The 23987-nt window shown below is 60.6% G+C and carries 22 protein-coding genes; 9 read left to right on the top strand and 13 right to left on the bottom strand.

Going from position 1 to position 23987, the window contains the following annotated elements:
- The 4 genes from HB680_RS30955 to mreB all read right to left on the bottom strand — a co-directional run bounded on the left by HB680_RS30955 (nucleotide 1) and on the right by mreB (nucleotide 3429).
- Nucleotides 1–603: a Maf family protein gene (locus HB680_RS30955; protein WP_213942080.1), complete on the bottom strand. Its 603-nt coding sequence runs from the start codon at nucleotides 601–603 to the stop codon at nucleotides 1–3.
- Between the two features lie 43 nt (nucleotides 604–646).
- Nucleotides 647–1138: a rod shape-determining protein MreD gene (gene mreD, locus HB680_RS30950; RefSeq protein WP_213942079.1), complete on the bottom strand. Its 492-nt coding sequence runs from the start codon at nucleotides 1136–1138 to the stop codon at nucleotides 647–649.
- Nucleotides 1138–2250 carry a rod shape-determining protein MreC gene (gene mreC, locus HB680_RS30945; RefSeq protein ID WP_213942085.1) on the bottom strand — a complete coding sequence of 371 codons (1113 nt, stop codon included), beginning with the start codon at nucleotides 2248–2250 and terminating at the stop codon, nucleotides 1138–1140. The genes mreD and mreC overlap by 1 nt, the downstream gene beginning before the upstream one ends.
- Before the next feature lie 141 nt (nucleotides 2251–2391).
- Nucleotides 2392–3429 (bottom strand): rod shape-determining protein MreB, encoded by a 1038-nt coding sequence (gene mreB / locus HB680_RS30940; protein WP_002555108.1) that lies wholly within the window; start codon nucleotides 3427–3429, stop codon nucleotides 2392–2394.
- Between the two features lie 211 nt (nucleotides 3430–3640).
- Between mreB and gatC the strand changes: the two genes are divergently transcribed.
- The 6 genes from gatC to HB680_RS30910 all read left to right on the top strand — a co-directional run bounded on the left by gatC (nucleotide 3641) and on the right by HB680_RS30910 (nucleotide 8999).
- Nucleotides 3641–3928 (top strand): Asp-tRNA(Asn)/Glu-tRNA(Gln) amidotransferase subunit GatC, encoded by a 288-nt coding sequence (gene gatC / locus HB680_RS30935; RefSeq protein WP_007901429.1) that lies wholly within the window; start codon nucleotides 3641–3643, stop codon nucleotides 3926–3928.
- Between the two features lie 16 nt (nucleotides 3929–3944).
- Nucleotides 3945–5396, top strand: a complete 1452-nt coding sequence (gatA, locus tag HB680_RS30930) for an Asp-tRNA(Asn)/Glu-tRNA(Gln) amidotransferase subunit GatA (protein ID WP_213942077.1) — start codon at nucleotides 3945–3947, stop codon at nucleotides 5394–5396.
- A 149-nt stretch (nucleotides 5397–5545) separates the two neighbouring features.
- The gene (gatB, locus tag HB680_RS30925; protein ID WP_213942076.1) at nucleotides 5546–6991 is read left to right on the top strand and encodes an Asp-tRNA(Asn)/Glu-tRNA(Gln) amidotransferase subunit GatB; all 1446 of its coding nucleotides are present in this window, start codon (nucleotides 5546–5548) and stop codon (nucleotides 6989–6991) included.
- A 148-nt stretch (nucleotides 6992–7139) separates the two neighbouring features.
- Nucleotides 7140–7514: a septal ring lytic transglycosylase RlpA family protein gene (locus HB680_RS30920; protein WP_213942075.1), complete on the top strand. Its 375-nt coding sequence runs from the start codon at nucleotides 7140–7142 to the stop codon at nucleotides 7512–7514.
- A gap of 46 nt (nucleotides 7515–7560) precedes the next feature.
- Nucleotides 7561–8622 (top strand): calcium/sodium antiporter, encoded by a 1062-nt coding sequence (locus HB680_RS30915; protein WP_213942074.1) that lies wholly within the window; start codon nucleotides 7561–7563, stop codon nucleotides 8620–8622.
- Entirely contained in the window at nucleotides 8619–8999 is a 381-nt protein-coding gene (locus tag HB680_RS30910) for a carboxymuconolactone decarboxylase family protein (RefSeq protein ID WP_213942073.1), read from the top strand. Before HB680_RS30915 ends, HB680_RS30910 begins: the two co-directional genes overlap by 4 nt.
- A gap of 156 nt (nucleotides 9000–9155) precedes the next feature.
- Here HB680_RS30910 and HB680_RS30905 read toward each other — a convergent pair whose 3' ends face one another.
- From HB680_RS30905 to kdgD, 5 genes are all read right to left on the bottom strand, one after another.
- On the bottom strand, nucleotides 9156–10097 hold the full coding sequence (locus HB680_RS30905; protein ID WP_213942072.1) for an AEC family transporter: 942 nt from the start codon (nucleotides 10095–10097) through the stop codon (nucleotides 9156–9158).
- 282 nt (nucleotides 10098–10379) lie between these two features.
- Complete coding sequence (gene garD / locus HB680_RS30900) at nucleotides 10380–11933, bottom strand: galactarate dehydratase (protein WP_213942071.1); 1554 nt, start codon at nucleotides 11931–11933, stop codon at nucleotides 10380–10382.
- Nucleotides 11934–11944: 11 nt separating this feature from the next.
- Complete coding sequence (locus tag HB680_RS30895; protein ID WP_346657425.1) at nucleotides 11945–13456, bottom strand: MFS transporter; 1512 nt, start codon at nucleotides 13454–13456, stop codon at nucleotides 11945–11947.
- A 62-nt stretch (nucleotides 13457–13518) separates the two neighbouring features.
- Nucleotides 13519–14964: an aldehyde dehydrogenase family protein gene (locus tag HB680_RS30890; protein WP_213942070.1), complete on the bottom strand. Its 1446-nt coding sequence runs from the start codon at nucleotides 14962–14964 to the stop codon at nucleotides 13519–13521.
- Nucleotides 14965–15025: 61 nt separating this feature from the next.
- A complete protein-coding gene (gene kdgD, locus HB680_RS30885) occupies nucleotides 15026–15937 on the bottom strand; it encodes a 5-dehydro-4-deoxyglucarate dehydratase (RefSeq protein WP_027924508.1) in 912 nt (303 codons plus the stop codon).
- Between the two features lie 237 nt (nucleotides 15938–16174).
- On the opposite strand from kdgD, the gene HB680_RS30880 reads away from it, so the two are divergent.
- Nucleotides 16175–17473: a phospholipase gene (locus tag HB680_RS30880; protein ID WP_213942069.1), complete on the top strand. Its 1299-nt coding sequence runs from the start codon at nucleotides 16175–16177 to the stop codon at nucleotides 17471–17473.
- A gap of 15 nt (nucleotides 17474–17488) precedes the next feature.
- Nucleotides 17489–17680 carry a hypothetical protein gene (locus HB680_RS30875; RefSeq protein WP_213942068.1) on the top strand — a complete coding sequence of 64 codons (192 nt, stop codon included), beginning with the start codon at nucleotides 17489–17491 and terminating at the stop codon, nucleotides 17678–17680.
- Nucleotides 17681–17839: 159 nt separating this feature from the next.
- Here the strand turns inward: HB680_RS30875 and HB680_RS30870 are convergent, their stop codons facing one another.
- The 4 genes from HB680_RS30870 to HB680_RS30855 all read right to left on the bottom strand — a co-directional run bounded on the left by HB680_RS30870 (nucleotide 17840) and on the right by HB680_RS30855 (nucleotide 22428).
- Complete coding sequence (locus tag HB680_RS30870; protein ID WP_054616145.1) at nucleotides 17840–18589, bottom strand: FadR/GntR family transcriptional regulator; 750 nt, start codon at nucleotides 18587–18589, stop codon at nucleotides 17840–17842.
- Nucleotides 18590–18787: 198 nt separating this feature from the next.
- Nucleotides 18788–20515 carry an ABC transporter ATP-binding protein/permease gene (locus HB680_RS30865; RefSeq protein ID WP_213942067.1) on the bottom strand — a complete coding sequence of 576 codons (1728 nt, stop codon included), beginning with the start codon at nucleotides 20513–20515 and terminating at the stop codon, nucleotides 18788–18790.
- A 97-nt stretch (nucleotides 20516–20612) separates the two neighbouring features.
- Nucleotides 20613–21173 (bottom strand): response regulator transcription factor, encoded by a 561-nt coding sequence (locus tag HB680_RS30860; protein ID WP_007942792.1) that lies wholly within the window; start codon nucleotides 21171–21173, stop codon nucleotides 20613–20615.
- Entirely contained in the window at nucleotides 21166–22428 is a 1263-nt protein-coding gene (locus HB680_RS30855) for an ATP-binding protein (protein ID WP_213942065.1), read from the bottom strand. The genes HB680_RS30860 and HB680_RS30855 overlap by 8 nt, the downstream gene beginning before the upstream one ends.
- A gap of 555 nt (nucleotides 22429–22983) precedes the next feature.
- Between HB680_RS30855 and HB680_RS30850 the strand changes: the two genes are divergently transcribed.
- Entirely contained in the window at nucleotides 22984–23703 is a 720-nt protein-coding gene (locus tag HB680_RS30850; RefSeq protein WP_213942064.1) for an SIMPL domain-containing protein, read from the top strand.
- Nucleotides 23704–23987 lie beyond the last annotated feature (284 nt).

The following is a 23987-nucleotide window of genomic DNA, read 5'->3' as shown; positions in this document are numbered from 1 at the left end:
TTAGCGCGCGTTAAAGGTTTGCCAACAGGGTATGCCGAAATGGCCGAGCAGTTCTGCGCTTTCGCACAACGGCAATCCGACCACCGCCGAATAGCTGCCATCAAGGCCGGCGACAAACACGGCGCCCAACCCCTGAATGCCATAGCCGCCGGCCTTGTCCCGGGGTTCGCCGCTGACCCAGTAGGCTGCCGCTTCCTCGGCGCTGATCGGGCGAAAACGCACCCGACTGCGCACGACCCGAGACTCGCAACGCTCGCCGTCGAGCACGGCAATCGCCGTCAGGACTTCGTGCTCACGCCCCGACAACATCATAAGCATGGCGCAAGCATCGGCTTCGTCCACTGGCTTGCCGAGAATTTTCCCGTCCAGCACCACGGCGGTATCCGCCCCCAATACGCAAAACGCTGCGTCGGACACCACCGCACGGCGCCCGGCCTCGGCCTTGCCGCGCGCCAGACGCTCGACATAGGCCGAAGGGGTTTCGTTGTGCAAAGGGGTTTCATCGATGTCCGCACTGATGGCGGAGAACGGCACGCCGATCTGCGTGAGCAGTTCACGCCGACGCGGTGAGCCTGAGGCGAGGTGCAACTGTTTCTGTTCCATCAAGACATCTCCCTGTCGAGGTACGGGCACATGCCTGACCGAATTAGTTGATCTTGTAGCGCCGACGCAGACCACGCAAACCGAAGCTGATCCACGGCCAGAGCAACGCACTCACCAGCGCCGGCAACACCAGCGCCAGGGTTGGCTGACGATTGCCGGTCAACGCGCTGAGCCATAGCTGAACCAGTTGGGCCAGACCGAAGATCACCAGGATCACCAGGCACTGCTGCCACATCGGGAACATGCGCAGGCGTTGTTGTAGCGACAGCACCAGGAAGGTGATGAGCGTCAGGATCAACGCATTCTGGCCCAGCAACGTGCCATAGAGCACGTCTTCGGCCAGCCCCAGGCACCACGCGGTGACCATGCCGACTTTCTGCGGCAAGGCCAGCGCCCAGAATGCCAGCAGCAAGGCCAGCCACAAGGGACGCAGGATTTCCATGAATTGCGGCAACGGCGAAACGCTGAGCAGCAGGCCGATGGCAAAGGTCAGCCAGACGATCCAGCCGTTTTGGGACGACGTAGCACCCGCCATTATTCTCTTCCCCCAGTGGTGGCCGGTGCAGAGACAGGCGGTTTGGCAGCAGGTTTCGCGACAGTCGGCTTGGTGACAGGCTTGGCCGGATGGGTCGTGGCTGCAGGCTTGGCCGGTGTCGTCGCAGCAGGTGTTGCGGCGGCTGGTGTGGTGGCCGGCGCAGCAACGGCCGGCGTCGGCACGACCGCAGGGATCGGTTTCGGCACCGTGGCCGGAATGATCGGCCCGCCGCCATGCTGGTCCAGCGCTTCCTGGGCCTGGGCGGCTTCGTTGGCGCGTTCTTCTGCGGTGCGGCCATCGCTGAACACCAGCAACAGATAGCGGCTGCGGTTCAAGGCGGCGGTCGGCACGGCACGGACGATGGCAAACGGCTGGCCGGAATCGTGGATCACTTCCTTGACCGTCGCCACCGGGTAACCCGCCGGGAACCGCTGGCCGAGGCCGGAGCTGACCAGCAGATCACCTTCTTTAATGTCGGCGGTGTCAGCCACGTGACGCAGCTCCAGACGTTCCGGGTTGCCGGTGCCGCTGGCAATCGCCCGCAGACCGTTACGGTTCACCTGCACGGGAATGCTGTGGGTGGTGTCGGTCAGCAACAGCACACGGGAGGTGTACGGCATCAACTCGACCACCTGGCCCATCAGGCCACGGGCATCGAGCACCGGCTGACCGAGGACCACACCGTCGCGCTCACCTTTATTGATGATGATGCGATGGGTGAAGGGGTTGGGGTCCATGCCGATCAACTCGGCCACTTCGACCTTCTCGTTGACCAGCGCGGAGGAATTGAGCAACTCGCGCAGCCGAACGTTCTGCTCGGTGAGGGCGGCAAGCTTTTGCATGCGACCCTGCAATAACAGGTTTTCGGTCTTGAGTTTTTCGTTCTCGGCAACCAGTTCGGTACGGCTGCCAAATTGGCTGGCCACACCTTGCCATAGCCGCTGCGGCAGGTCGGTGATCCAGTAAGACTGCATCAGCACCAGCGACATCTGGCTACGCACTGGCTTGAGCAGTGTGAAGCGGGCATCGACCACCATCAGCGCGACCGAAAGCACGACCAGCACCAACAAGCGCACGCCCAGTGAGGGGCCCTTGGCGAAAAGCGGTTTAATAAGCCGCTCCTCCCAGGCAAATGTTCTCTTTATTCATACGGCATCAAACCGGCCTGGATGCAGAGTGACAGAAGATAAACGCAACAGGCAGCACTGCAAAGTGCTGCCTGCGCGCTCACAGCATAGATGCATCGGGCGAGATCACTCGCTCGACAGCAGATCCATGGTGTGTTTATCCATCATTTCCAGGGCACGGCCACCGCCGCGAGCCACACAGGTCAGCGGGTCTTCGGCGACGATCACCGGCAGACCGGTTTCCTGGGCCAACAACTTGTCGAGGTCGCGCAGCAAGGCGCCACCACCGGTCAGTACCAGGCCACGCTCGGCGATATCGGAAGCCAGTTCCGGTGGCGATTGCTCCAGGGCGCTTTTCACTGCCTGAACGATGGTGGCCAGGGACTCTTGCAGAGCTTCCAGCACTTCATTGGAGTTCAGGGTGAATGCGCGTGGGACGCCTTCGGCCAGGTTACGGCCGCGCACGTCGACTTCACGCACTTCGCCGCCCGGGTAGGCTGTACCGATTTCCTGCTTGATACGCTCGGCGGTGGATTCACCGATGAGGCTGCCGTAGTTGCGACGCACGTAGGTGATGATCGCTTCGTCGAAGCGGTCGCCGCCAACCCGTACGGATTCGGCGTAGACCACACCGTTCAGGGAGATCAGCGCGATTTCGGTGGTACCACCACCGATATCGACCACCATCGAACCGCGTGCTTCTTCAACCGGCAGGCCGGCGCCGATCGCAGCAGCCATCGGCTCTTCGATCAGGAACACTTCACGGGCACCGGCACCAAGGGCCGATTCACGGATGGCACGACGCTCCACCTGGGTGGATTTGCACGGAACGCAGATCAGCACACGAGGGCTAGGCTGCAGGAAGCTGTTTTCGTGAACCTTGTTGATAAAGTACTGCAGCATCTTTTCGCACACGCTGAAGTCGGCAATGACGCCGTCTTTCATCGGACGAATGGCTGCGATGTTGCCCGGCGTACGGCCGAGCATGCGCTTGGCCTCGGTGCCGACAGCAACGACACTTTTCTGGTTACCGTGTGTCCGAATAGCCACAACCGATGGCTCATTCAGGACGATTCCGCGCTCGCGCACGTAAATAAGGGTGTTGGCAGTGCCCAGGTCAATGGAAAGATCGCTGGAAAACATGCCACGCAGTTTCTTGAACATGGGAAAGGGACCCTAGGCAACGCGTGGGTAAAAAAGTGCGGCAAACTCTAACAACGACAGGGATTTTGGGCAAGGCGCCAATATGTTAAATTGGCCGCTTTTCTGTGCACCAACCCCCACAATCGCGGCCTTATGACCGTAGAAATGCGGTAGTGTTCCGACAATCTAACACACGGACGCCGTCCGTTCTGTTTTCCACTGGAGAATCGCAATGGCGCTTGAACGCTCCGACGTGGAAAAAATCGCTCATCTGGCCTGCCTTGGCCTGAATGATGCCGATCTTCCACACATCACTTCGGCCCTGAACAGCATTCTCGGGCTGGTCGACGAAATGCAGGCGGTCAATACCGATGGTATCGAGCCGCTGGCCCACCCACTGGAAGCCAGCCAGCGCCTGCGTGCAGACGTCGTGACCGAGACTAATCATCGCGAGGCCTATCAGTCCATCGCACCAGCGGTCGAAAACGGCCTGTACCTGGTTCCGAAAGTCATCGACTAAAGGGAAAGAGCCTGCAATGCATCAAATGACTCTGGCCGAGATCGCCCGCGGACTCGCCGATAAAAAGTTTTCTTCCGAAGAGCTGACCAAAGTCCTGCTGGCGCGTATCGCCCAGCTCGATCCACAGCTCAACAGCTTCATCAGCCTCACCGAAGACCTGGCGCTCCAGCAGGCGAAAGCCGCTGACGCACGCCGGGCCAATGGTGAGAGCGGCGCCCTGCTCGGCGCGCCGATCGCCCACAAAGACCTGTTCTGCACCCAGGGCATCCGCACCAGTTGCGGCTCGAAGATGCTCGACAACTTCAAAGCACCGTACGACGCCACCGTGGTCGCCAAACTGGCCGCCGCCGGTGCCGTGACCCTCGGCAAGACCAACATGGACGAATTCGCCATGGGTTCGGCCAACGAGTCGAGCTACTACGGCGCGGTGAAAAACCCGTGGAACCTCGAACACGTGCCGGGTGGTTCGTCCGGCGGTTCGGCGGCGGCAGTTGCCGCTCGTCTGTTGCCGGCCGCGACGGCCACCGACACCGGCGGCTCGATCCGCCAACCGGCGGCGTTCACCAACCTCACCGGCCTGAAACCGACGTACGGTCGTGTTTCGCGCTGGGGCATGATCGCTTACGCCTCCAGCCTCGATCAGGGCGGCCCTTTGGCGCGCACCGCTGAAGACTGCGCGATCCTGCTGCAAGGCATGGCCGGTTTCGATGCCAATGACTCCACCAGCATCGACGAACCCGTGCCGGATTACAGCGCCAGCCTCAACACCTCGCTGCAAGGCTTGCGCATCGGCGTGCCGAAGGAATACTTCAGCGCCGGTCTCGACCCGCGTATCGCCGAGCTGATCCACAACAGCGTCAAGGCGCTGGAAAAGCTCGGCGCGGTGATCAAGGAAATCAGCCTGCCGAACATGCAGCACGCGATTCCTGCGTACTACGTGATCGCGCCAGCAGAAGCCTCCTCCAACCTGTCGCGTTTCGACGGCGTACGTTTTGGCTATCGCTGCGAAGACCCGAAAAACCTGGAAGACCTGTACAAGCGTTCCCGTGGCGAAGGCTTCGGCACGGAAGTGCAGCGCCGGATCATGGTCGGGGCCTACGCGCTGTCGGCCGGTTACTACGACGCCTACTACCTGAAGGCGCAGAAAATTCGTCGTCTGGTGAAGAACGACTTCATGGCGGCCTTTAATGAGGTCGACATCATCCTCGGCCCAACCACGCCGAACCCGGCCTGGAAGCTCGGCGCCAAGAACAGCGACCCGGTCGCTGCCTATCTGGAAGACGTCTACACCATCACCGCCAACCTCGCGGGCCTGCCGGGCTTGTCCATGCCCGCCGGTTTTGTCGACGGTCTGCCGGTCGGCGTGCAACTGCTCGCTCCGTATTTCCAGGAAGGTCGCCTGTTGAACGTTGCCCATCAGTATCAGTTGAACACTGACTGGCACACCCGCACCCCACAGGGGTTTTGAAACTGCTGCGCTCGGTAAGGCTGCGTTGAAAACTGGCTCGTAATGCTCATTGACTAAAGTCAACTCCGCTTACTCGCCAGTTTTCGCCTTGCCCTACCTTCGCTCGCAACGTTTCAAAATCCCCTGTTTAGGCTTCTGAGGAGAAACACATGCAATGGGAAGTCGTGATCGGGCTGGAGATTCATACCCAGCTCACCACCCGGTCGAAAATCTTTTCCGGTAGTTCCACCACCTTCGGTTCCGAGCCGAACACCCAGGCCAGCCTGGTAGACCTGGGCATGCCCGGCGTACTGCCGGTGCTGAACCAGGAAGCGGTGCGTATGGCGGTGATGTTCGGTCTGGCGATTGATGCCGAGATCGGTCAGCACAACGTGTTCGCCCGTAAAAACTACTTCTACCCGGACTTGCCCAAGGGCTACCAGATCAGCCAGATGGAATTGCCGATTGTCGGTAAGGGTCACCTGGACATCGCCATGGAAGACGGCACGATCAAACGTGTCGGCGTGACCCGTGCGCACCTGGAAGAAGACGCCGGCAAAAGCCTGCACGAAGAGTTCAACGGTGCCACCGGCATCGACCTGAACCGTGCCGGCACGCCGCTGCTGGAAATCGTGTCCGAGCCGGACATGCGCAGCGCCAAGGAAGCCGTGGCCTACGTCAAGACGGTCCACGCGCTGGTGCGTTACCTGGGCATCTGCGACGGCAACATGGCCGAAGGTTCGCTGCGTTGCGACTGCAACGTGTCGATCCGTCCGAAAGGCCAGGTTGAGTTCGGCACCCGCTGCGAGATCAAGAACGTCAACTCGTTCCGCTTCATCGAAAAGGCGATCAACAGCGAAGTGCAGCGTCAGATCGAGCTGATCGAAGACGGCGGCAAAGTGATCCAGCAGACGCGCCTGTACGATCCGAACAAGGACGAAACCCGTCCGATGCGCAGCAAAGAAGAAGCCAACGACTACCGTTACTTCCCCGATCCGGACCTGTTGCCGGTGATCATCGAGGACTCGTTCCTCCATGATGTGCGCGCCACCCTGCCGGAACTGCCACCGCAGAAGCGCGAGCGCTTTCAGGCGCAGTTCGGGCTGTCGGTGTATGACGCCAGCGTCCTGGCCACCAGCCGCGAGCAAGCGGATTACTTCGAGAAAGTCGCGAGCATTGGCGGCGACGCCAAACTGGCGGCCAACTGGGTCATGGTTGAGCTGGGCAGCTTGTTGAACAAACAGGGCCTGGACATCGATCAGTCGCCGGTGTCGGCCGAGCAACTGGGCGGCATGCTGCTGCGCATCACCGACAACACCATCTCCGGCAAAATCGCCAAGGTGGTGTTCGAAGCGATGGCCAACGGCGAAGGCAGCGCGGACGAGATCATCGAAAAACGTGGCCTCAAGCAAGTCACCGACAGCGGCGCGATCTCTGCGGTGCTCGACGAGATGCTCGCAGCCAACGCCGAACAGGTTGAACAGTACCGCGCGGCAGACGAAGCCAAACGCGGCAAGATGTTCGGCTTCTTCGTCGGCCAAGCCATGAAAGCTTCCAAAGGCAAGGCCAACCCGCAACAGGTCAACGAACTGCTGAAAAGCAAGCTCGAAGGCTGATGCGAATGGAGCCAGATCGCAAGCCTGGCTCCATATCCTGTGGGAGCGGGCTTGCTCGCGAATGCGGTTCGGCACTCAATACAAAGTTGACTGTCAGAATGCATTCGCGAGCAAGCCCGCTCCCACATTTGTTTTTGGAAGCTTTCAAATGAAGCGTCTACTGGGCGCCTGCGCCCTGCTCTCCCTGCTGGCCGGTTGCGCCAGCAACGACATCATCGACCCGCACGGTTACGACAAGACCGGCACGGCGTCCTATTACGGCGCCAAACACCAAGGCAAACGCACCGCCAGTGGCGAACGTTTCGACAAGAATTCCCTGACCGCCGCCCATCGCCAGTTGCCGTTTGGCACGCGGGTAAAGGTCACCAATCTGAATAACGACAAATCCTGCGTGGTCCGTATCAACGACCGTGGGCCGCATACCCGTGGGCGCCTGATCGACCTGTCTCACGAGGCGGCCGAGCGGCTGGGCATGCTGCGCGCCGGCACCGCACGGGTTCGCGTGCAAGCCCTCGACGACTGACGGAGCCCCGACCATTTACGGATTAGAAGACATTCCCCTGCTGAGCGTGATCGAACTGCTCAGTGGTCTGTTTCTGCTGATCGCAGGCGCCGAACTGATGGTGCGCGCCGCCGTGCGCCTGGCCGCGCGCCTGCACGTGCGGCCGCTGATCATCGGCCTGACCATCGTCGCCCTCGGCAGCAGCGCGCCGCAGATGGCCGTCAGCCTGCAAGCGATGCTCGCGCAAAACGCCGACATCGCCGTCGGCAGTGTGATCGGCAGCAGCATCTTCAACATCCTTGTCACCTTAGGGCTGTCAGCGCTGATCATTCCGTTGCGGGTGTCGCGGCAACTGGTGCGCCTGGACATTCCGCTGATGATCGGCGCCAGCCTGCTGGTGTGCGTGTTGGCCTGGAACGAAGAACTGACCCGCACCGACGGCGTGATCCTGCTGGCCGCGCTGGTGTTGTACCTCGGCTTGTTGCTACGCCAGTCGCGGCATTCGGCCCGACCGCCCTCGAGCCATGAAGCAACGACGAAAGCACCGTGGATCAGCAGCCTGCTGATGATCGTCGCCGGGTTGGCGATGCTGGTGTACGCCGGCCACTTGCTGCTGGGTGCCGCAGTGTCGGTCGCCAGCGATCTGGGGCTGTCGGAGCGGATTATCGGCCTGACCATCGTCGCCATCAGCACCTCCCTGCCGGAACTGGCCACCTCGCTGATCGCCGCATTACGCGGTCAACGGGAAATCGCCGTGGGCAACGTGATTGGCAGCAACCTGTTCAATCTTCTGGGCGTGCTCGGCTTTACCGCGCTGGTGGCGCCGTCGCCGCTGTCGGTGTCGCCCAACGCACTGGATTTCGACTTGCCGGTGATGCTCGGCGTCGCCGCGCTGTGCCTGCCGGTGTTCTATTCCGGTTATCGCGTGACCCGGGCCGAGGGCCTGCTGTTTCTCGGCTTGTACCTGGCGTATGGGTTGCACGTGGTGTCGTTCACCACCGGCATGCCCCTGGCCGGCAAGCTTGAACACCTGATGCTGATTTTCGTCCTGCCGGCGCTGGTGGCGTTCCTGCTGTTCACGTCGCTGCGCGCCTGGCGTCGCCAACACCACAAGAGGGATGTGCCATGACCGACCACAAAAAACCCGGCGTTGAAGTCCGCCGCCAAGTGATGGGCGATGCCTTCGTCGACCGGGCGCTGGGCAATGCCACCGAGTTCAGCCAGCCGCTGCAGGATTTCGTCAACGAACACGCCTGGGGCAGCGTCTGGAATCGCGAAGGGCTGTCGCTGAAAACCCGCAGCCTGATCACCCTCGCCGCGCTGACCGCGCTGAAGTGCCCGCAAGAGTTGAAAGGCCATGTGCGCGGCGCGTTGAACAATGGCTGCACCGTGGAAGAGATCCGCGAGGCTCTGCTGCATTGCGCGGTGTATGCCGGCGTACCGGCGGCGATTGACGCGTTTCGGGCGGCGCAGGAAGTGATCGATACCTACCAGAAGCCTGAGTAAATCATCGAAATCTCTAGCGACTGGCCTGCCGTCTTCGCGAGCAAGCCCGCTCCCACAGTGGATCGAGTCGTACACAAATTTTGTGTCCACCGGAGATCCCATGTGGGAGCGGGCTTGCTCGCGAAGAGGCCCTGAAGGCCCCTGCAAATCCTGAAGCTAGATCCACCCACCCCACTGCAACACAAAAATCCCGACATTGGTGGTGATCGCCGCCATCAACGTGGTGATCACAATAATCGCCGCCGCCAGTTCATGGTTGCCATTCGCCTGGCGCGCCATGACAAAACTCGCCGCCGCCGTCGGGCTGCCGAAGTACAGAAACAGAATCCCCAACTCCGCCCCGCGAAAGCCCCACAACCACGCGCCAACGGTCGCCAGCACCGGCAGGCCGATCATCTTTACCAGGCTTGAACTCAGCGCCATGCTGCCACTCTTGCGCAACGCCGCCAGCGACAAAGTGCCGCCGATGCAGATCAACGCCAGCGGCAAGGTGGTTTGCGCCAAATACTGGCCAGAGGTTTCCAGCCACCCCGGCAAACTGAGTTTGAAATACGCAAACGGCGCCGCCGCAAACACGCTGATGATCAGCGGGTTGCTGAACACGCTTTTGCAGATGCTCCACGGATCGGACTTGATCACCGGGCTGTACACCGCCAGCACGATGGTCGAGAGGGTGTTGTAGAACAGGATGACCAGCGCCGCGAGAATCGCCCCGAGGGAAATCCCGTAATCGCCATACATGCTCGCCGCCAGCGCCAGGCCGATGACACCATTGTTGCCGCGAAACGCGCCTTGGGTGTAAATGCCCCGATCCTCTCGCGGACACTTCCAGATCGCCCAGCCCCAGGCCCCGGCAAAACTCACCAGGGTGGCCAGCGAGAAATAGATCAGCAGCGCCGGTTGCAACGCCGCATGCAGGTCGGCATGCAGAATGCCCAGAAACAGCAACGCCGGCATGGTGACGTTGAACACCAGGGCCGAGGCAGTGTGGATGAAGTTGTCGTTGATCCAGTCGATGCGCTTGAGCAGCACACCCAGAAACAGCATGGCAAACACCGGCGCGGTGATGTTCAGGGTTTCGAGGAAGATTGCCAGCATGCCGGAGGGGACCTTGGGGTGGGCGTCATTAAAGGGCGAATGATAAGCCACCCATGGCGCGAAAGCCGCATTGGATCTTTCGTGTCAGTTAGAACCCCCCTCACCCTAACCCTCTCCCCAAAGGGGCGAGGGGACTGACCGAGGTGTTCTTAGAGCTACGTCGACCTGAAATCACGAGCCGAACTCAGGTTTGAAAAGCATAGAAATCTGCCCCCTTTCCCCCTCTCCCCTTTGGGGAGAGGGTTGGGGTGAGGGGGCGATTTTGAATCTGACACCTAACCCTCAGGTAATCGGCGCCGGGTTGAACAAGGTAATGTCGTTATGCAGTTTGTGCTGCTCGGCCCACGTCTGTTTCTTGCCGCTGGCCACGTCCAGGTAGTAGTGAAACAACTCCCAACCCAGCTCCTCGATTGACGCCCGCCCGGTGGCAATCCGCCCGGCGTCGATGTCGATCAAATCCGGCCAGCGCTGCGCCAGTTCAGTCCGGGTCGACACCTTGACCACCGGCGCCATCGCCAGACCATACGGCGTACCGCGCCCGGTGGTGAACACGTGCAGGTTCATCCCCGCCGCCAGCTGCAACGTCCCGCAGACAAAATCACTGGCCGGGGTCGCGCAGAAGATCAGGCCTTTGCGCTTGAAGCGTTCACCAGGGCCGAGTACGCCATTGATCGCGCTGCTGCCGGATTTGACGATCGAACCCAATGATTTCTCGACAATGTTAGACAACCCGCCCTTCTTGTTCCCCGGCGTGGTGTTGGCGCTGCGATCCGCTTCGCCCTTGGCCAGGTAACGGTCGTACCAGTCCATTTCCCGCACCAGCTCCTCGGCGACTTCTTTGGTTTCGGCACGGGAGGTCAGCAGGTAAATCGCATCGCGCACTTCGGTGACTTCGGAAAACATCACCGTCGCACCGGCCCGCAGCAACAGGTCCGAGGCATAACCCAGCGCCGGGTTGGCGGTGATGCCAGAAAACGCATCACTGCCACCGCACTGCATGCCCAGGATCAGCTCGGACGCCGGCACGGTTTCCCGGCGGCGTTGGTCAAGCTTCTTCAAACGGGTTTCGGCCAGCGCCATGATCTGCTCGATCATCTCGGTAAAACCGTGACTCGAATCCTGCAAGCGATACAGCCACGGCTCGCTCAAATCCACCGAGCTGTCGTTGTCGTGCATCACCTGCCCGGCCTGCAATTTCTCGCAACCCAGGCTGATGACCAAGGCTTCGCCGCCCAGGTTCGGGTTGCGCGCCAGGTTACGCACAGTGCGAATCGGGATGTACGCGTCGGTGGCGGTGATCGCCACGCCACAGCCGTAACTGTGGGTCAGCGCCACCACGTCATCGACGTTCGGATACAGCGGCAACAACTCGTCCTTGATGCGCTTGACCGCATGATCCAGCACCCCGGTAACGCACTGCACGGTCGTGGTAATCCCGAGAATATTGCGCGTGCCAACGGTGCCGTCGGCGTTGCGATAACCCTCGAAGGTGAAGCCTTCCAGCGGTGTCTGCGCCGCCGGCACATCGGTGGACAGCGGCAGGCTGTCCAGCGGTGGCGCGGTGGGCATGCGCAGTTGATCTTCCTTGACCCAACTGCCGCGCGGAATCGGCTGCAAGGCGTAGCCGATGGTCTGGCCGTAACGAATCACCTGACCGCCCTCCGGAATGTCCTCGAGGGTGACCTTATGGCTCTGCGGCACAAAATCCACCGTCACCAGACCATCCGGGAATTCGGTGCCGGCCGGCACGCCCTGGTCGTTGACCACGATCACCACATTGTCCCGCTCGTGCAGACGGATGTAGCGCGGCGAGTCGGAATGTTCAATCAACTGCATGACGCCGCTCCTCAGGAATGCGCTTCAGATAATTTGGTCAGTTCAGGACCGGTGCTTGGTGGCTCTTTCAATACCACGCGTTTGATCGGACCCACGATCACCAGATAGCTGAATACGGCGACCAGCGCGTTGCAACCGACAAACACCAGTGCCCATTTGAACGAACCGGTGGCACTGATGATGTAGCCGATGACGATCGGCGTGGTGATCGACGCGATGTTGCCGAACATGTTGAACAGGCCGCCACTCAAACCGGCGATCTGTTTAGGCGAGGTGTCCGAAACAACCGCCCAGCCCAGTGCGCCCACGCCTTTACCGAAGAATGCCAGGGCCATGAAGCCGACCACCATCCATTCGATGTCCACGTAGTTGCACGCGACGATGCTGCTGGACACCAGCAAACCGGCAATGATCGGCGCCTTGCGGGCGAAGGTCAGGGAATGGCCCTTGCGCAGCAGGTAATCGGAAATCACCCCGCCGAGCACCCCACCGATAAAGCCGCAGATCGCCGGCAGAGAGGCAATGAAACCGGCCTTGAGAATGGTCATGCCGCGTTCTTGCACCAGGTACACCGGGAACCAGGTCAGGAAGAAGTAGGTAATGCCGTTGATGCAGTACTGGCCCAGGTACACGCCGAGCATCATGCGGTTGGTCAGCAACTGGCGGATGTAGTCCCACTTCGGACCGTCAACCTTTTTGCCTTTGCCTTTGTCCTGGTCCATATCGACCATGCCGCCGTTGTCGGCGATGTGCTTGAACTCGGCCTCGTTGATCATCGGGTGCTGGCGCGGGCTGTGGATCACTTTCAGCCAGATCAGCGAGAACACGATGCCGATGCCGCCCATCACCACAAACACATGCTGCCAGCCGAAGGTGTAGACGATCCAGCCCATCAGCGGTGCAAACAACACGGTGGCAAAGTATTGCGCCGAGTTGAAGATCGCCGAGGCCGTGCCGCGCTCAGCGGTCGGGAACCAGGCCGCGACGATGCGAGCGTTGCCGGGGAAGGATGGCGCTTCGGCCAGGCCCACCAGGAAGCGCAGCATGAACAGCGCCACGATGGCCGTGGACATGCCGAACTCACCGACATAACCCTGTAACACGGTGAACAGTGACCAGGTGAAGATGCTCAGCGCATAGATTTTTTTCGAGCCGAAACGGTCAAGCAGCCAGCCACCGGGTATTTGCCCGGCCACGTAGGCCCAACCGAATGCAGAGAAGATGTAGCCAAGGGTAACCGCGTCGATGCCGAGGTCTTTTTGCAGGCTGGAGCCCGCGATGGCGATAGTGGCCCGGTCGGCGTAGTTGATCGTGGTCACCAGGAAAAGCATGAGCAAAATCAAATAGCGGACGTGGGTCGGCTTGGTCGCTTGCATGTAGATGTACTCCCACTGATTATTTTTATGCGCGGGTGAATCGTGGTGTTCCCTGCCGGACTGTAGGAGCTGTCGAGTGAAACGAGGCTGCGATCTTTTGATCTTGATCTTTAAAAACAAGATCAAAAGATCGCAGCCTCGTTTCACTCGACAGCTCCTACGGTCCTATAGGCCAGCAGGGGCGCGGTATCCGGGGATACCGCGATGTATCAGGAACCGATGTAGCTGGTCTTCACGACCGTGTAGAACTCTTGCGCGTAGCGACCTTGCTCGCGGGAACCATAGGATGAACCTTTACGCCCACCGAACGGAACGTGGTAATCCACGCCGGCGGTTGGCAGGTTGACCATCACCATCCCGGCCTGGGAGTGGCGTTTGAAGTGGTTGGCGTACTTCAACGACGTGGTGGCGATGCCCGCCGACAGACCGAACTCGGTGTCGTTGGCCATAGCCAGTGCCGCTTCGTAATCCGCGACGCGAACCACGTTGGCCACCGGGCCGAAGATTTCTTCACGGCTGATGCGCATCGCCGCTTCGCTGTCGGCAAACAGCGTCGGGGCGAGGTAGTAGCCTTCGGTATCGCAAGTCACCAAGCCACCGCCGCTGACCAGACGTGCACCTTCGGACTGGCCGATATCGATGTACTTCAAGTCCTGTTCCAGCTGAGCTTGCGAGACGACCGGACCGATGTCAGTGCCGGTCTTCAGCGCGTGGCCGACCTTGATCGACTTCATGCGCTCGGCCACGGCTTCGACGAATTTGTCGTGAATCCCGGCGGTGACGATGAAGCGGCTCGACGCGGTGCAACGCTGGCCGGTGGAGTAGAACGCGCTCTGTACCGACAGCTCGACCGCTTGTTTCAGGTCGGCGTCGTCGAGAATGATCTGCGGGTTCTTGCCGCCCATTTCCAGCTGCACTTTCGCTTGGCGCGACACGCAGCTGACAGCGATCTGACGACCGACACCCACGGAACCGGTGAAGCTGATGCCGTCGACTTTCGGGCTCTGCACCAGCGCATCGCCAACCACACGACCGCTGCCCATCACCAGGTTGAACACGCCGGCTGGGAAGCCTGCGCGGGAGATGATTTCCGCCAGGGCCCAGGCACAACCCGGCACCAGATCAGCCGGTTTCAAGACCACGCAGTTGCCGTAGGCGAGGGCCGGGGCGATCTTCCACGCAGGAATCGCGATCGGGAAGTTCCACGGGGTGATCAGGCCAACCACGCCCAAGGCTTCGCGAGTGACTTCAACGTTCACACCCGGACGCACCGACGGCAGGTAATCGCCGGACAGACGCAGGGTTTCACCGGCGAAGAATTTGAAGATGTTGCCGGCGCGGGTCACTTCGCCGATGGCTTCCGGCAGGGTCTTGCCCTCTTCCCGGGCCAGCAAGGTGCCGAGCTCTTCGCGACGGGCGAGGATTTCGGTGCCGACTTTATCCAGCGAATCGTGGCGAGCCTGAATGCCCGAGGTCGACCACGCCGGGAACGCAGCGCGGGCGGCGTCGATGGCGGCGTGGACCTGGGCCAGATCAGCCTTGGCGTAGTTGCCGATGGTATCGGTCAGTTCGGACGGGTTGATGTTGGCGCAGTATTCACTGCCCGCGACCCACTCACCGTTGATGTAGTTATCAAAGCGCTTTGCATCTGCCACTGGATGTTCTCCTCACGCAAAAAACCGCTGATTGCTCAGCGGCCTTATTTAATCGGGATGGTTACTGCGCACCTTGCTTGTCGATCAGCGCGGCGAGCATTTCGTACTCTTCGGCCGTCAGATCGGTCAGCGGCGCACGCACTGGACCTGCGTCGTAGCCGGCAATTTTTGCCCCGGCCTTGACGATGCTCACCGCGTAACCGGCCTTGCGGTTACGGATGTCCAGATACGGCAGGAAGAAGTCGTCGATGATCTTGCCAACGGTGGCGTGATCTTCGCGGGCAATGGCGTGGTAGAAATCCATCGCGGTTTTCGGGATGAAGTTGAACACCGCCGAGGAGTAAACCGGTACGCCCAGCGCCTTGTAAGCCGCGGCGTAGACTTCGGCGGTCGGCAAGCCGCCCAGGTAGCTGAAGCGATCGCCGAGACGACGGCGGATCGAGACCATCAGCTCGATATCGCCCAGGCCATCCTTGTAGCCGATCAGGTTCGGGCAGCGCTCGGCCAGGCGTTCCAGCAAAGGAGCGGTCAGGCGGCAAACGTTGCGGTTGTAGACCACCACGCCGATTTTCACCGATTTGCACACGGCTTCAACGTGGGCGGCAACGCCGTCCTGGCTGGCTTCGGTCAGGTAGTGCGGCAGCAGCAACAGACCTTTGGCGCCCAGGCGCTCGGCTTCTTGAGCGTATTCGATGGCTTGACGAGTCGAACCGCCGACGCCGGCCAGGATTGGCACGCTGGTTTCGCAAGTGTCGACGGCAGTCTTAATGATTTCCGAATACTCGCTGGCCGCCAGAGAGAAAAACTCACCGGTGCCGCCCGCGGCGAACAGCGCCGTGGCGCCGTATGGGGCCAGCCATTCGAGACGTTTGATATAGCCAGCGCGATGGAAATCGCCCTGGGCATTGAAGTCGGTGACCGGGAAGGACAGCAGACCGGAGGAGAGGATGGACTTCAGTTCTTGTGGATTCATTATTCGAACACCCTGAGTAGCGACGTGATGTGTGAGAAAAACCGTTCAGCCTGCGCCGAAGTTGTAGGTCATCGTACAACTTAAAAAATAACCGTCAACTGCATTTCATCGCCGGCCGCGAAATTGAGTCAGACAAGGTGATTTCTTGACGTAGGAAGATTCTCGACTAGGCTTATTTTAACTGTATATACATACAGCCTATTCAGAACCTACCTACGACATATCAAGGAGCTAGAAATGTCAGGTCTACACATTCAAAACCAGGAGAAACCGAAGCAGGTGATTGCTCGCTTCGATGATCTTTTTACCGAGCGCGGCATTGCCATCGCCGGGAACGACGATCATTTGGTGCTGCACATCGCTGAACATCACAACCATCAACCGCCCCCACTGACCGGAAAAGCCGTGAAAGGCAAACCGGTGTTGAAGTTCGAGGGCGGCGAACACACCGCTATTGGCGATCAAACCCTGCTGCGCTTCGTCGAAAACGCCCCGCCGATTCTCGCCCGCGACGTGCAATTGCACCTGCCCAACGGGCTCGCCCCGACCTACGGCCAGGTGCTCGCGTTGGGCGGGGATTTCTACGGCATTCCTGATCGCCCAGTGAGCGATGGCGCCACGCCGGCGGATCGCCTCAACCGCTTTATCGCCGCTTTCGACACGCTGGCCGTGTTGTCCGCGTCAAAAGTCGAGGCGGTGAAAATCCTCGCGGTGATGCAAAAAGAGATCGACGCCGTTAAACAGGCGATCAAGGACGGCAAACAGCCGCACGAGGCCTATGACGCCTTGGGTGATACGTTGTCGGAAGAGTGGAACAAGATCACTGGCGGCGGCAGTTTCGTCTCGGCCCTGTTCCCGTTGGGGCGCTACTTGAAACTGGCGGCGAACAACGCCGACCATTTTGGCGAATGGGCGCAACAGGCTTACATCGCGGGCCACATCGCAGCCCTGCAACACGCAGCGGCCGCCCACGCCAGTCGCGATGAAAAGCAACTGGAAGTCGCCTACGCGATGAACGCCTTTGCCGATCACTACCTCACCGATCTGTTCTCCGCCGGGCATTTGCGAGTGCCGCGCAAGGCAATGGCGGCGGCAGTGACACCGAGCGATCTGGGCTCGCTGATCACCCGTTTCATGCACGACGAAGACAGCAAATTCGGCCTCAACGTGCGCAATGGCAACGGCGAACAATGGCGGGCCTATGGGGACAAGCGCCACTTCGACGTCATCGACAGCGCCAATCGTCTGCACGTCAACCAAGCGGTTCAGGCCTCGGCAGATGAAGTGTTCGCGGCTTACCTCAGCGGCACGGTTCCGGCCTTCAACACCTTCGCAGCGCTGAAACAACTGCCCGACCTGCAAGCGGTGCTGAACCTGGCGAGCAATTTCGCGCCGCTGTTTCGCCTTGAGGGCGGCAAGGTGCTGCGGCGCAAGGATGTGAGTAACTTGAATGACGCCGCCACGGTGGATGACTGGTGGGGATGGAGCACGTATCTGCTGCTCAAGGACTACCACCCGACTGGCAATGTGGCCTGATAAGGAGATCTGAAGATGACGATTAACGTGAAACTGGAACTGGCGTCGGGGCAATCACTGAAGGGGGCGCCGTTGGAGTTGTTGTCCAGGGGTGTGCCGATTGCGCGGGGCGTTGTGGATGCTCAAGGGCTGGTGGCTTTTGAGGCCAAGGCTGGGGCGGTTGAATTGGCGGTGCGGGTGGATCGGTCGATTTTGAAGGCTGGCTGAAGCTACTGCGTTAAGGCTGTCGACGCCTTCGCGAGCAAGCCCGCTCCCACATTAGTTCTTGGGTGTTCACAAAGACTGTGTTCACAGAAGATCCAGTGTGGGAGCGGGCTTGCTCGCGAAAGCGCTCTGTCAGGCAAAAAATCATTCGCAGGAAGAAACCTATCCCCGCTGTGCCTCGGCCTCTTCATGCGCATGACGCAGCCGTTCCCGGCTATTCGTCAAATGCAACCGCATCGCCGCCCGCGCCGCATCGGAATCCTGGCGGGCGATGGCGTCGTAGATTTCTTCGTGCTCGCGGCTCAGGCGATTCATGTAGTGCTGCTGGTCGTCATGGGCCAGGCGCGCGGAATTCAGCCGGGTGCGCGGAATGATGCTGGTGCCCAGGTGGGTCATGATGTCGGTGAAGTAACGGTTGCCGGTCGCCAGGGCAATTTGCAGGTGAAACTGGAAGTCCGACGCCACGGCATCGCTGGCGTGGGACGCGCTTTCGTTGAGGGCGTCCAGCGCTGCACGCATCAGGCCCAACTGCTCGGCGCTGCGACGTTGCGCGGCGAGGCCGGCGGATTCCACTTCCAGGCTGATGCGCAGTTCCAGGATCGCCAGCACGTCACGCAGGGTGACTACGGTGGCCGGGTCGATGCGGAAACCGCTCGGGCTCGGGGTGTCGAGGACGAAGGTGCCGATGCCGTGGCGGGTTTCCACCTGCCCGGCGGCCTGCAAACGGGAAATCGCCTCACGCACCACGGTGCGGCTGACGCCATGGGCGTCCATGATCGCCGACTCGGTGGGCAACTTGTCGCCACGCTTGAGCTGACCGTCGCGGATCTGCTCGGACAGCACGGTCACCAGTTCCTGAGCGAGGCTGCGGCGCTTGCGAGGGAGGCGAGGTGCGTCGATCGGGTTTTCCATGGTGAACGTCTGTCTCGAAGAATTCGGCTGAAAGCGCATCATAGCGCAAGCGGGTTGTACGATCACCGTCCAGCCTAAACACCATTCCCCTCTTGTGGGAGCGGGCTTGCTCACGAAGGCGGAATATCAGACACCTATTGGTTGAATGACACTGCGCTTTCGCGAGCAAGCCCGCTCCCACAGGGGTATGTGTGGTGTTCAGGCAGTCACGGCTTGATCCACCAGATGCCCATTGTCGATACGAATATGCCGTGGGTGGAAACGCTTCAAGCTGCTGCGATGCCCGACGCTGACAATGCTCAGCCCCGGCAATTCATCGATCAACGCCTGATACAGCGACGCCTCGTCCTCTTCATCCATCGCCGACGTGGCTTCATCCATATACAGCCATTGCGGCGCATAAAGCAGCGCCCGCGCAAACGCCAGTCGTTGCTGCTCACCCGGCGACAACATGCGCTGCCAGTGATTGGCTTCATCCAGGCGCGCCACCAAGTGCGGCAAGCGGCAGGTTTCCAGGACCTCCACATAGCGCTCAGGCGGATACGTGTCGCCGGGCTGTGGATAACTTAACGCTTCACGCAACGTGCCAATCGGCAGATACGGCTTCTGCGGCAGGAACAGGTAGCGCGCCGCCGGCAGTCGAATGTTGCCGTGGCCCGCCGGCCACAAATGCCCCATCGCCCGCAACAACGTCGATTTACCGCTGCCGGAACGACCACTGAGCATGACGCGCTCGCCCTCCTCCACGGTCATGTCGGCGTTGGTCAGCAAGTGACGACCGTCGGCGAGGTCCAGACCGAGGTTCTGGATTTTCAAATCCGAGCCCTGGTTTTGCACGTCGATGGCAGGCGCACGCTCTTCGTTATCAGCCATGGCCTGATGGAAACTCAGCAGACGATCGCAGGTGGCGCGCCACGCCGCGAGGTTCTGGTAGGCACTGATAAACCAGCTGAAACTTTCCTGCACATTGCCGAACGCCGAACTGATTTGCATCAGCTCACCGAGTTCGATCTTGCCCGCGAAATAACGCGGTGCAGCAACCATGAACGGAAAGATGATGGCGGCCTGGCTGTAACCGGCGGTAAAGAAAGTCAGACGCTTGGACACTTTCATGATGTCCCAGAAATTGTGCCAAACCAGGCCAAAACGGCTGCTCAAGCGCCGATTTTCATTCGGCTCGCCGTTATACAACGCAATGCTTTCGGCGTTTTCGCGAACCCGGACCATGGAGAAACGCAGGTCGGCTTCGAAACGTTGTTGTTGGTTGTTGAGGCCGATCAAGCGACGACCAATCAGATGGGTCAGCCAGCTACCGATCACGGCATAGACCAGCACGCACCAGAACATATAGCCGGGAATGGTGATCCCGAACACTTCAATGCTGCCCGACACGCCCCACAGAATGATCGAGAACGACACCAGACTGACAACGTTACGAAGCAGACCAATGCCCAGCTCAAGCGTGTTTGAGGTGAAGTTGTTGAGGTCTTCGGAAATCCGCTGGTCCGGGTTATCGGTGTAACCACCCTGCTCCAGCTGGTAGTAATTCTTGTTGCCGAGCCAACGGGCGAAGTGTTTTTCAGTGAGCCAGGCCCGCCAGCGGATGGTCAACATCTGGGTCAGGTAGAGCCGGTACACCGCGCCGACAATCGCCACGGCGGCAATCGCGCAGAAATACAGAATCAGTTGCCAGAACGCCGCTTCATCTTTCTTTTGCAGGGCGTTGTAGAAATCCTTGTACCAGGTGTTGAACCACACCGAGATGCCGACGCTGATCAGCGACAGCGCAATCACGGCGATCAGCAGCGTCCATGCCTTGACCTTCTCTTCGCTGCGCCAGTACGGCGTGGTCATGGCCCAGACTTTGCGAAAAAACTGCCCGCGCACCGCATCATTGACCGCGGAATATTCAGCGTTCTGATTCATGGATAAGGCTCGATAGAGAAAAGAACACGCACGAACCGATCATAGATGATCGGCTCGGTTTGTCGCGAGGCGTGGCCTGCATTCGTTCAGCGCAGGTTCAGCGGCGTACGGGACGCTTTTGCAGTTTGCGCTGCAGGGTGCGGCGGTGCATGCCCAGGGCGCGGGCCGTGGCGGAGATGTTGCCTTCGTGCTCGGTCAACACCCGCTGGATGTGCTCCCACTGCAAGCGGTCCACGGACATCGGGTTTTCCGGCACCAGCGTGTCGAGGTCGGCGTGCTCGGACAGCAGCGCCGCCAGCACGTCATCGGCGTCCGCCGGTTTGCACAGGTAATTGCAGGCGCCGCGCTTGATCGCCTCGACGGCGGTGGCGATGCTCGAATAACCGGTGAGGATTACCACGCGCATTTCCGGGTCGAGTTCGAGCAACTTGGGCAACAGCACCAGGCCGGAATCGCCGTCCATTTTCAGGTCGAGCGCCGCGTAGTCCGGCAGGTCGGCCTGGGCGATGGTCAGGCCTTCTTCGGCAGAACCGGCGGTGCTGACGCGGAAACCCCGGCGGGCCATGGCGCGGGCCATCACGCGGGTGAAGGTGGCGTCGTCATCGACCAGCAACAAATGCGGCAGTTCTTCGCCTTCTACTTGGATCTCGTCACTCATGTTCGTCTCCTCGGGCGACACGGGGCAGGCGCAGCTCGGTGAGCGTGCCGCCTTCCTCATGACTGTAGAGTTTCACTGAGCCGCCGGCGCGTGTCACGCTGGCCTTGCTCAAAAACAGGCCCAGGCCGAAACCTTTGCCCTTGGTGGTAAAAAACGGTTTGCCGATCTGCTCGGCGATGGCCAGCGGCACACCGGCGCCGTGGTCGCGAATGCTGATGGTCAAGTCCTCGGCATTCCAGTCCAGCGTCACTTGCAACCCTTCGGGACAGGCGTCGGCGGCGTTGTTGAGCAAATTCAGCAGTGCCTGAGTCAAGTCTGGCGGCGGCGCCATGCGCGGCACCGTGCCCTGGCCGAGGCGCTGGAAGCGGTAACTGGCTTCCGGGCGCATCAGGTGCCAGCGGTTCAAGGCTTCGTCGAGCCAATCCGTGACGTCCTGCATTTCCACGGCCAAGCGGCGATTGGCCTCGGCGGCGCGCACCAGTTGCTGCAAGGTTTCCTTGCAGAGTTTGACCTGGTCCTGCAACACCTTCAGATCGTCCTGCAACATCGGGTCTGGATGATCCTGCTGCATCTCTTTGAGCAGCACACTCATGGTCGCCAGCGGTGTGCCCAATTCATGAGCCGCACCGGCGGCTTGCGTCGCAACGGCCAGCAATTGCTGATCGCGCAGGCCTTCTTCGCGGCGGATGGCGCGCAGTTCTTCCTGACGGCGCAACTCTTCGGCCATGCGCGCGGCGAAGAAGGTGATCACTGCGGCAGCGAGGGCGAAACTCAGCCACATCCCATAGACCTGCAGGTTTTCCCGGGCGATCGGGAAGGTTTGCAGCGGGTAGAACCGCGCCAGCAGCAAGGTGTACATCGCCAGGGCGATGCCGGACAGAATCAGCGAAAAGCGCCATGGCAAGGTCACGGCGGCGATGGTCAGCGGCACCAGGTAATACGAGACGAACGGGTTGGTCGAGCCGCCGGAGAAATACAGCAATGCACTGTGGATAAACAGGTCGCAGGCCAGTTGCACGGCGTATTCGAGCTCGGTCACCGGCCACGAGGTGCGCAGGCGAATGGCCGTAAAGGCGCACAGCAGCATCGAACAGCCGAGCGTCATCGCCAGTTGAAACCAGGGCAATGGCAGCAGATCGAACCAGTAGGCCAGCCCTACGGAACCGGCCTGAGCGGCCAGCACCAAGGTGCGGATGAACGTCAGCCGCCAGAGGTTCTGGCGAGTCGCGGAAGTGATTTGAACGGGGGCGAGCATGAGCTCTCCTGATGAGCGCTCCAGGCGGATCGCACGGAGTATAACCAAGCAGGGGGGCTGACAGGCAAAAGTGCGGCAAACGGCCACATGGCAACGGCCAACGCAAACCTTTGTAGCAGCTGCCGAGGCACGAGGCTGCGTTCGGCTCATGTAGCAGCTGCCGAGGCACGAGGCTGCGTTCGGCTCATGTAGCAGCTGCCGAGGTACGAGGCTGCGTTCGGTTCATGTAGCAGCTGCCGAGGCACGAGGCTGCGTTCGGCTGCGAAGCAGTCGTGATATCGGCGACGCGGTATTTCAGTAAAACCGCATGCTCAGGTTTTACGACTGCTTCGCAGCCGAACGCAGCCTCGTACCTCGGCAGCTGCTACATGAGCCGGACGCAGCCTCGTGCCTCGGCAGCTGCTACAAGCGAACGCAGGCTTCGGCAGCTGCGACACAGGATCGCGCTTATCTGTATAGAAGTTGTAACTGGGCGAACCGGATCATTAAAGCTAGAGTCTGATGGTTTCACGCAGGCTCGGACCTTCACCCCTGCGCCCCTTCAAGGAGCTTTTCATGCACACAATGCGCCGCAGCGCCGCCCTCCTCGCCCTCAGCGTGGGCACCGTCGCCAGCCTCCCGGCCCTGGCCGCCGACGAACTTCACTACAACCAGATTTCCCTGCGCGCCGAAGTCAGTCAGGAAGTGGCCCGCGACCTGATGATCGTGACCCTCTATACCGAAGAACAAAACACCGACCCGGCCAAACTCGCCGCCGACGTCAGCACCACCATGAACAAGGCCCTGGCCCAAGCCAAGCAAGTCAAAGACATCACCCTGCGCCAGGGCAGCCGCAACAGCTACCCGATCTACGACACCAAGGGCCAGAAGATCACCGGCTGGCGTGAACGCGCCGAACTGCGCCTGGAAAGCTCGGACTTCGCCGCCCTGTCGAAACTGACCGGCGAACTGCTCACCGACCTGAAAATGGGCGGCATGGACTTCGCCATCGCCACACCAACCCGCAAGGCCAGCGAAGACGCACTGCTCAAAGACGCCGTCACCGCGTTCAAGGCCCGGGCGCAACTGGCGACCGATGCGCTGGGCGGCAAGGGTTACAAAATCGTCAACCTGAACCTGAACAGTAACGGCTATCCACAACCGTACATGCGCGCGCCGATGATGATGAAAGCGGCGGGCATGGACTCCGCGCCGGTCACGCCAGAAGTCGAGGCCGGCACCAGCCAGGTCAGCATGACGGCCGATGGCTCGATTGAAGTGCTGATGACGCCTTGATTCAATAGGCCTGTACATAAGAACGGCGATCAAGTGATCGCCGTTTTTTATGGCCCGGGTTTGTGGTGATTGCACTGCCGCCATCGCGAGCAAGCTCGCTCCCACAGGGGGACATGGTGTTTTACAAATTCTGTGTCCTACACGCATCAAATGTGGGAGCGAGCCTGCTCGCGAAAGCGGTGTGTCAGACGACAGCAATGTTGAAGTTACTGACGTCTTCGCGAGCAAGCTCGCTCCCACAGGGGCTCGGGCTCGTTCACAAATTCCGCGAACGACACACATCC

The organism is Pseudomonas sp. dw_612 (assembly GCF_018449725.1).
In the GTDB taxonomy this organism is placed as follows: Bacteria; Pseudomonadota; Gammaproteobacteria; order Pseudomonadales; family Pseudomonadaceae; genus Aquipseudomonas.
Note: the sequence above shows the minus strand (reverse complement) of the source record. Positions and strands in the feature narration are given on the sequence as shown.

Excerpts from the sequence above, each read along its gene's own strand:
- kdgD (WP_027924508.1), bottom strand. The coding sequence starts at position 15,937 with ATGAATCCACAAGAACTGAAGTCCATCCTCTCCTCCGGTCTGCTGTCC.
- HB680_RS30955 (WP_213942080.1), bottom strand. The coding sequence starts at position 603 with ATGGAACAGAAACAGTTGCACCTCGCCTCAGGCTCACCGCGTCGGCGT.
- mreD (WP_213942079.1), bottom strand. The coding sequence starts at position 1,138 with ATGGCGGGTGCTACGTCGTCCCAAAACGGCTGGATCGTCTGGCTGACC.
- HB680_RS30850 (WP_213942064.1), top strand. The coding sequence starts at position 22,984 with ATGCACACAATGCGCCGCAGCGCCGCCCTCCTCGCCCTCAGCGTGGGC.
- mreB (WP_002555108.1), bottom strand. The coding sequence starts at position 3,429 with ATGTTCAAGAAACTGCGTGGCATGTTTTCCAGCGATCTTTCCATTGAC.
- HB680_RS30875 (WP_213942068.1), top strand. The coding sequence starts at position 17,489 with ATGACGATTAACGTGAAACTGGAACTGGCGTCGGGGCAATCACTGAAG.
- gatB (WP_213942076.1), top strand. The coding sequence starts at position 5,546 with ATGCAATGGGAAGTCGTGATCGGGCTGGAGATTCATACCCAGCTCACC.
- gatA (WP_213942077.1), top strand. The coding sequence starts at position 3,945 with ATGCATCAAATGACTCTGGCCGAGATCGCCCGCGGACTCGCCGATAAA.
- HB680_RS30870 (WP_054616145.1), bottom strand. The coding sequence starts at position 18,589 with ATGGAAAACCCGATCGACGCACCTCGCCTCCCTCGCAAGCGCCGCAGC.
- gatC (WP_007901429.1), top strand. The coding sequence starts at position 3,641 with ATGGCGCTTGAACGCTCCGACGTGGAAAAAATCGCTCATCTGGCCTGC.
- HB680_RS30860 (WP_007942792.1), bottom strand. The coding sequence starts at position 21,173 with ATGAGTGACGAGATCCAAGTAGAAGGCGAAGAACTGCCGCATTTGTTG.
- HB680_RS30855 (WP_213942065.1), bottom strand. The coding sequence starts at position 22,428 with ATGCTCGCCCCCGTTCAAATCACTTCCGCGACTCGCCAGAACCTCTGG.
- HB680_RS30905 (WP_213942072.1), bottom strand. The coding sequence starts at position 10,097 with ATGCTGGCAATCTTCCTCGAAACCCTGAACATCACCGCGCCGGTGTTT.
- HB680_RS30910 (WP_213942073.1), top strand. The coding sequence starts at position 8,619 with ATGACCGACCACAAAAAACCCGGCGTTGAAGTCCGCCGCCAAGTGATG.
- HB680_RS30865 (WP_213942067.1), bottom strand. The coding sequence starts at position 20,515 with ATGAATCAGAACGCTGAATATTCCGCGGTCAATGATGCGGTGCGCGGG.
- HB680_RS30920 (WP_213942075.1), top strand. The coding sequence starts at position 7,140 with ATGAAGCGTCTACTGGGCGCCTGCGCCCTGCTCTCCCTGCTGGCCGGT.
- garD (WP_213942071.1), bottom strand. The coding sequence starts at position 11,933 with ATGCAGTTGATTGAACATTCCGACTCGCCGCGCTACATCCGTCTGCAC.
- HB680_RS30880 (WP_213942069.1), top strand. The coding sequence starts at position 16,175 with ATGTCAGGTCTACACATTCAAAACCAGGAGAAACCGAAGCAGGTGATT.